Source organism: Nostocoides japonicum T1-X7 (genome assembly GCF_001046855.1).
Classification (GTDB): domain Bacteria; phylum Actinomycetota; class Actinomycetes; order Actinomycetales; family Dermatophilaceae; genus Nostocoides; species Nostocoides japonicum.
Genome location: NZ_HF570958.1, coordinates 4,808,635 through 4,809,974, shown reverse-complemented (window position 1 = coordinate 4,809,974; position 1,340 = coordinate 4,808,635). Strand labels below are relative to the sequence as shown.

Genomic DNA, 1,340 nt, shown 5'->3' with positions numbered 1-1,340 from the left:
GTCGGCCGGCAGTGGCGGGGGAGTGCCACCCCATGCCGGACACAACTCCCGGAAGTCGCACCAGTCGCACAGCCGCGAGGGCCGCGGTCGCCAGTCACCCGTCGTCGCCGCACGGTCGATGGCGGCCCACACCGCCTTGACATTTGCTTCGAGGGCGAGCAGCTCGCGCTCCTCCGGCACGTAGCGCACGATCTCGCCGTCACCGAGGTAGACCAGCTGAAGCAGCCGCGGAACCTCTCCGCGCAACCGCCAGAGCACCAGGGCGTAGAACTTCATCTGGAAGAGAGCCTTGGCTTCGAACCGCTCCGACGGAGCCCGCCCCGTCTTGTAGTCGACGACACGCATCTCACCGCCCGGGGCGACGTCGAGACGGTCGACGTAGCCGCGCAGAACGAGTCCGTCCACCTCGGTCTCGACGTACAGCTCGCGATCGGCCGGCTCGAGCCGTGTCGGGTCCTCGAGGGTGAACCAGCGATGGACGAGCGCGGCCGACTGCTCGAACCACGTGGGCAGGTCGAGGGTCTCGTCGTCCTCGACCATCGCGGCGAGGGCAGGCTCATGCTCGACGAGATCGCCCCACGCACCGGGCAGAAGGGCGACGGCGGCTGCCGGGGTCCGCTCGTGGGCGGGGAGGTCGAAGACGCGCTCGAGGACGGAGTGGACGAGTGTCCCGCGCGCGGCGGCAGGGCTCGGCGGAGCGGGGATACGGTCGACCACGCGGAACCGGTAGAGCAACGGGCACTGCTTGAAGTCGGCCGCCCGGCTCGGCGACAGCGCGGCCCGCCGAGGTGCCACCCGCACGTCCTCGGCCGCCGCGTCCGATGCGACCTCTTGCTGCTCGGCCGCCGCGTCCGATGCGACCTCTTGCCGCTCGGCCACCGTCTCCGCCGCCACCCGCACATCCGCATCGGTCGCTACCTCGACCATCATGTCGACCTCCGCCTCGAGTGTCGTCGTCTCCATGTCCCTCACGCTATGCCGCCGCACCGACAACGCCCCGAGCCGACGCACCGACAACCGCCAACGACGCATCGGCGAGCCGTACATGGTGTGCCGGCATCAACTCGGCGCCATGACCGGCTCCCGATACCTCGACCCGCAGAGACCCCTCCGCATTCGAGGTAACCAGAACCCACCGGAAGGGCGCCAGATACCTCGACCGGCAAGGCCCCTCCGCATTCGAGGTAACGACGACCCACCGGAAGGTCACGAGATACCTCCACCCGCAGAGACCCCTCCGCATTCGAGGTAACCACGACCCACGAAACATCACCAGATACCTCGACCCGCAGTGGCACCTCCGCATTCGAGGTAACCAGAACCCACCGGAAGGGCGCCAG

The 1,340-nt window shown here is 69.0% G+C and carries 1 protein-coding gene; it reads right to left on the bottom strand.

The window, feature by feature from the left end; genetic code table 11:
* A partial coding sequence (locus BN12_RS21860) for a RecB family exonuclease (RefSeq protein WP_083454850.1) occupies nucleotides 1-963 on the bottom strand: 963 nt, incomplete at its 3' end.
* Between the last annotated feature and the right edge of the window lie 377 nt (nucleotides 964-1,340).